The organism is Mycobacterium sp. ABE4_509 (genome assembly GCF_056160785.1).
The window spans coordinates 1-6,044 of sequence record NZ_JBSWXU010000218.1 but is presented as its reverse complement, the minus strand read 5'-3'; the positions used below and the strand labels follow the sequence as shown (position 1 = coordinate 6,044).

General features: G+C 70.8%; 6 protein-coding genes and 1 pseudogene. 2 read left to right on the top strand and 5 right to left on the bottom strand.

Annotated features, from left to right (window positions below):
- Positions 1-1,266, top strand: a 1,266-nt coding sequence (locus ACXAID_RS26650) for an HNH endonuclease signature motif containing protein (RefSeq protein WP_475025185.1), incomplete at its 5' end; no start/stop codon positions are given.
- A 100-nt stretch (positions 1,267-1,366) separates the two neighbouring features.
- Complete coding sequence (locus ACXAID_RS26645) at positions 1,367-1,714, top strand: hypothetical protein (protein WP_475025186.1); 348 nt, start codon at positions 1,367-1,369, stop codon at positions 1,712-1,714.
- On the opposite strand, the gene ACXAID_RS26640 is transcribed toward ACXAID_RS26645, so the two are convergent.
- From ACXAID_RS26640 to ACXAID_RS26620, 5 genes and pseudogenes are all read right to left on the bottom strand, one after another.
- Positions 1,692-2,375 carry a GNAT family N-acetyltransferase gene (locus ACXAID_RS26640; RefSeq protein WP_475025184.1) on the bottom strand — a complete coding sequence of 228 codons (684 nt, stop codon included), beginning with the start codon at positions 2,373-2,375 and terminating at the stop codon, positions 1,692-1,694. The two genes, ACXAID_RS26645 and ACXAID_RS26640, sit on opposite strands and share 23 nt — an antisense overlap.
- A gap of 42 nt (positions 2,376-2,417) precedes the next feature.
- Positions 2,418-3,248 (bottom strand): hypothetical protein, encoded by an 831-nt coding sequence (locus tag ACXAID_RS26635; protein WP_475025183.1) that lies wholly within the window; start codon positions 3,246-3,248, stop codon positions 2,418-2,420.
- Positions 3,249-3,255: 7 nt separating this feature from the next.
- On the bottom strand, positions 3,256-4,452 hold the full coding sequence (locus ACXAID_RS26630) for an NHL repeat-containing protein (RefSeq protein ID WP_475025182.1): 1,197 nt from the start codon (positions 4,450-4,452) through the stop codon (positions 3,256-3,258).
- Entirely contained in the window at positions 4,452-5,312 is an 861-nt protein-coding gene (locus ACXAID_RS26625; RefSeq protein WP_475025181.1) for a NifU family protein, read from the bottom strand. The genes ACXAID_RS26630 and ACXAID_RS26625 overlap by 1 nt, the downstream gene beginning before the upstream one ends.
- Positions 5,313-5,321: 9 nt before the next feature.
- Positions 5,322-6,044, bottom strand: a pseudogene (locus ACXAID_RS26620) (hypothetical protein); the annotation flags it as partial.

Here is a 6,044-nt window from a genome sequence, read left to right as displayed (position 1 = left end):
GTCCGCGACGCCGCGATGCTCGGCGAGCGCCGAGCCCTGTCCGGGGCCTCGCTGCCCCCGCACTGGGAACACGTCGCGGCCGCCCAAGCCCGCGGACACATCGGAGCCGGCCATATCGCCGTCATCAGCGAGTTCTTCACCGCGCTGCCGCACTGGGTCGATGTCGGCACCCGCGCCGCCGCCGAAACCCAACTAGCCCGCGCGGCCACGGAACTGGACCCCGACCAGCTGCGCGCCGCCGCGGAAAGATTGTTGATCACCATCGACCCAGACGGCGCGGTACCCGACGAGAAAGAACAGAACCGCAAACGCGGCCTACGCCTGGGCCGCCAACAACCCGACGGCATGAGCAAGTTGACCGGATACCTCACCCCGGCCGCGCGGGCCTACTGGGAAGCCGCCTCAGCCAAACTCGCCGCCCCCGGCACCGGGCGTCCCGACCGGCAAAGCGACGCAGCCGGGTCCGGCACCGACGAACCCGGCGCCGATACCGGCGCGCCAAACACGATGCCCGGCGCACGGGCCGACACGAGCGCACCCATCGGTAAGGACGAGCGCAGCCCCGCCCAGCGCGACCACGACGCCTTCCTGGCCCTGTGCCGCGACACCCTGTCCTCGGGCACCCTCGGCACCCACAACGGGCTACCGGTCACCGTCATCGTCACCACAACCCTCCAAGACCTCGAACACGCCGCCCGCACCGCCGCCGCAGGCTGCGACACCGAACACTGCGACACCGAACACTGCGGCGCCGAACAACCAAGCCAGACCAGCCGCCGGCGCCCCACCGGACACGCCCTCACCGCCGGCGGCACCCTGCTGCCCATGCGCGAGGTCATCCGCATGGCCATCGGCGGATACCCCTACCTGGCCGTGTTCGACAAACACACCAACCAAGCCCTCTACCTCGCACGCGCCCAACGCCTGGCCAGCCCCGCCCAACGACTCATGCTCATCGCCCGCGACCAAGGCTGCACCCGACCCGGCTGCACCACCCCCGGCTACTGGACCCAGGCCCACCACGCCGTCACCGACTGGCACCACGGCGGACACACCAACATCGACGAACTCACCCTGGCCTGCGGACCCGACAACCGCGCCGCCACCACCGGCGGCTGGACCACCCGCAAACGCCCCGACGGCCGCACCGAATGGCTACCCCCACCCACCCTCGACACAGGCCAGGCCCGCGTCAACAACTACCACCACCCCCAGAACTACCTACTACCCGACGAAGCAGACGAAGACCCCGACGACGCCCCGTAGCCGGGTTAGCCTCGAAGACATGCACAGCAGCGACCGACCGGCGACGACACCGAGCGCACCGGGTGGCGGCTCGCGCGCCGCACTACACGGAGGCGCGCTACTGGCCGCCGGAGTGCTGGCGGCGCTGTCGGCCGCGGCACCCGCCGCCGCGGCACCGGTGTACGGCAGCAACGGCGTCTTCGGTGTGACGACACAGCCGCGGGACGGCTGGGCCACCGCCTACATTCCGCCTGGGCGCTACCGGGTCGACCAGTCGCCGAGCATGCAGCCCTATCAGAGCCCGCCCGGGTTCTGGCTGCGCTGCAGCGATTTCCCCTGCACGGGAACGTCTCCCGCCAACATCATCGCCACCGGGGCTGCCGAGCGCGAGGCCCCGACCTTCGTCGAGATCCTGCCCTCCGACGTGGCAGTCGCCCTGCACAACGTCACGCTGACCGCGACCCCCTGATACCGCCGCGCACCGTCGCCAGTTGATCGCGCACGGGTTCGACGCCGACGAGGGTGATGTCCGACCGGCGGACACCCTCCCAATCCGCCCGGCTCATCGCGAAGTTCAGCATCGTGTCCGGATGTCCGCGGCGGGGCTGGACCGACGTACCCGTCTGGACGTAAGGCAGTGACCGGGTCACCGCGAGCGACGCCGCATTGTCCTGCCACGCCCCGGTGGTGGCCCGATCGGCGTCGAGACCCGCGAAGATCAGGTGCAGGGCCGCCTGCCGCGCCTCCCCACCGAAGCCCTTCCCCTGGTGGCGCCGGCCGATCCAGGATCCCGTCTCGACGCTGCGGTCGGTCGGGAACGCATCCGCGGCGATCGAACACATGCCGACCGGGGCACCATCGACCAGCACGGCCAATTGCAGGTCCCAGTGCGTAATGCAGGTCTCGGCGCGGCATCGCCAGTAGAACCGCATCGTGTTGCGCTCCAGCTCCGGGCTGGCGGCATCGGTCCAGGGCGTCGCGAACGGCATGGTCGACGGATCGTGGATCCCCTGCGCCGCCAGCTGCGCCAGATCGAAACCCAGATCGTCGGTGATGTAGCGCAACGTCACCCGCGGAGTCACCACTGCCAGTCCGGTCAACGGCCATATCGCCAGCGGCGTCGCACTCATGGCAGCTATGCCACCACACCGGCGATGTCTTGGTGAATCGGGTTACCCCGGCGAACTCAGCGCGGGGTCGAAAATCGCCCGCGCCGCGACTGACGCACCGACGGCCGCCACCACGACCGCGGCGTCGTCGTCGCGGCCCTTGGGTATCACGATCTCGGCGCTGTCCGCACCGTCGCGATGCGCCATCAGCCAGTCGTAGAGCAGCCAGTCCAGCGCACAGGCGACGTCATAGGCGTCGGCGTCGCGGTCCCCGGCCGCGGCGACCACCTGCTGCAGCGCGTCGCGGTGCTCATTGCGCGCCGCGTCCTTGTTCACTCCCGAACTGTCGAACAACAGCATCGACAGGGTGAGCGGCAACCGGCCTCCCGTCTCGGTACGCACCACCCACCGCCCGCCCTTCCACGGGCGAGCGGGATCGACCTGCACCATGTCGCCGAAGCCGCCCACCACGCCCAGCGTCGGCTCGTCGAGTTCACCGTCCAGCGGCGCCGGCCCGAGCAACTCCAGCGGCTGCCGCGCCAGTATCGACATCAACGCCGCCGTTCCGAGGATCTGGGCGGCCCTGACGTCGGGCACCGATCCGAGCTGCTCGGCAGCCTGTGCGTAGTCCAGGCAGAGCCGGTCGAGGCTGCGATACAACTCCGCCAGGTGGTCGCGATCCTGCGGTGACGGGCGCCGGCTACCGCCGAGCAGGACGCCGAAGCGACCGGCCGCCTCGATCAGCGCATCGTCGAGCGCGGACAGGTGGGTGGCCACGAGCCGATCAGGCTCGTCGTCATCGGCGACCAGGGCTCGCAGCGACGTCGGCCGGCCCTGCGGAGTCGCCCAGTAGAAGCCGATCTGGTCGTCGCCCTGCACGATGCGCGGCCTCACCGCGACCTCATCGCGGTCGCTCCCACAGCATCACCCGGTTGTTGCCCGAATCGGCGATGGCCAGCAGGTTCCCGTGCAGGTGCAACCCGTAGGGCCAGCACAGGGTGTCCCGCCCGACCAGCGCCCAGCGGTTCTCCCCGTTCGAGCCGAAGTCGGGCTGGGCCAGCACGTGGTCGGCCGGGCGTCCACCCAACGGCTCACGGGGCAGGTCGTCCCACAGCAGTACCCGGTTGTTCGCGGTGTCGGCGACCGCGAGGCGCCCCCCGTCGAGCCCGACCGCGTAGGGGAACCGGAACCGGTCACCGGTGTGCGGCCCGTAGGGCCGCTCCTCGGCCGACGAGAAGTCGTGTTGGCCCAGAACCGAATCCGCCGGTCCGTCTGTTTCGGGTGGAGGCGACCAGCCAAGCACCCGGTGATCCCCCGCGTCCGCGACCATCAGCAGATCATCGGTCCCGGTGATCGCGTGCGGCCAGCGGAAACTCGCCGGTCCGGCCGCTGCGCCGCGATTCTCCTCGCGGGCGTTCACGGTCGGCTGGCCCAGCACGACGTCGGCCGGGCGCCCCGGCTCGGGTATCCCGCCGGCCCAGCCCAGCACCCGGCGGTTGCCGGTGTCGGCCACCCAGAACCGCCCGCCCAGCAGCGCGAACCCGAACGGCCAGTACAGCGTTGCCGCCGAACACTCCCGACCCGCGTTGGGCTCGACGGCGGTGCGGTCGGGTTGCCCGAGCACGATGTCCGGTGCGACGTCGCTGTGGCGCGGCACCTCGTCCCACACCAGGATTCGGTGGTGCCATGCATCGGCCACGATCAGCCGACCGTCGATGACGGCGACGCCGGTGGGCAGGTTCATCCCACGTTCGGGGCCGCGGCCCCCGGCGGCCCGACCCTCCGAGCACCCGTCGGGCTGGCCGAGCACAACGTCGGCGGGTTGTTCGTCAGCAGCGGGGATGCCGTGCCAGATCAGCACCCGGTGGTTCCCCGAGTCCGCGACCACCAGATGGTCGTCGTCGACGAAAACGCCACGCGGCGAATATATCCACGCCATGCTCGGGGTCGCCGGCGGCAGTGCCAGCCCACCGGGGGCGGGCGCACCGAGCCAGGTGCGCGGTTGCCAGCCGCCGTTGTGCTCGCCGGCCAGCACCGCGACAGGAGCGCTACCCGCGGGGCGGCCACCGACGGTGTGCCGCACGGTATACCGGCTCATCAGCCGACCCGGACCCAGACATCCCCGTCGTCGATACGCAACGGCAGCTGCTCGAGCTGAACCCCGGGCGCCGACAGGCACTCCCCCGACGACGCGTCATAGCAGAATCCGTGCCACGGGCAGGTCAGTGTGCCGGCCGCGGTGTCGAGTACGGCGTTGTCCAGCGGCAGTGCCTCGTGGGCGCACTCGTTGCGGTAGGCCGACATCCGCTGCTCGACGTTGACCACGATGACGTCGTTGCCGTGCACGCTGACCTCACCGACGGGTACCGCGTCGACGCTCGCGACCCGGACCCATCCGTCGGCCGCCGGGCCGGACCCGGCGCCCGGGAAGGACACCGATTCGAGCGGGATGATCGTCGGGGTGGGTTCGTCGGCCAGCACCTCGACCGATGTGATCGCCGGAACCTCCTGCAGCAGAGCTGTTTCGACCAACTCGCGCAATGTCACCGACGACATCGAGCAGCCGTTGCACGCTCCTTCGAGGCGGATGAACGCGGTCCCGTCCGCGATGCGCACCAATGTCACGTCACCACCGTGGCTGTGCAGCTGCGGCCGTACGCCGGCCAGGGCCCGCTCGGCCAGTGTCGTCGGATCGGGCCGGATGATGCCGTGCAGTGTCAGCAGCATCCGCACCACCGGATCGTCGACCAGATCGAACAGCAGCGGCCGCGCCGCATCGTCGGCCCGCATCCGGGTGACGATGGTGACCAGCCCGGACCGGTGGATCTCCTCGAGAGCGGCCTTGAGTTCCTCGGCGGCCGCCCGCGCTTCGGGGTCCAGGCCGGCCAGCGCGGCGACCGCGTCGTCCACCCGACGGGCCAGTGTCTCGAGGTCGGTGTCGTCACGCAGGTCGGTCACGGTCTCTCCCTAGGCCTCGTCGCCCTGGCTCAGCGCGGTTTCGCGCGCCACCTCATCGAGTATGCCGCGCACGGTGCGCACCGAGTCGGTGTCGCGGTGTTCCTCGAACAGGAACCGCGCCTCGTAGAGCTTGGCCTTGGCCCGGTCGAACATGCCCAGGTGGGCGAGCACATTGCCCTGGTTGGCCAGCACCCGTGCCCGGCCCAGCGGATCCTCGGCACGGTCGCGGGTCTCCAGCACGGCCTCGTAGATCTCGACGGCCTCGACGAGGTTGTCGTGACGATGCTTGGACGGGCTGTACACCAGCGAGTTCGCCAGGTTGAGCTGCACGCTGGCCCAGCGCCGCGGGTGCTCGTCGCGGGTGAATACCGTCAACGCCTGCCGCAGCGACTGTGCGGCGATACCGAGCCGAAGCTGGCTGGAGGCCTCCACCATCGGCATCGTCAGGTAGGCGGTGGCCAGGTCGGCGTGCGCCGAGGCCCACAGCTGCGGGGCGTCCGCACGCCGGATCAGCTGCAGCGCCGAGTGGTAGTGCGGTACCGCGCCGGGCATCAGTTCGGGCTGCTGCGCCGCCTGCTCGTGGATCAGACCCGCGGCGGTGAGGTGCAGTTCGGCGCGCGCCACCCGCAATGCGTCGGCGTCCTCGAGCAGGGTCAGCGCACGCTCGGCCCGGATCAGCGCGGACGGATCGGCGATGTCCCGGCAGATGCCGGCGGCCGCGCCGAGCAGCAC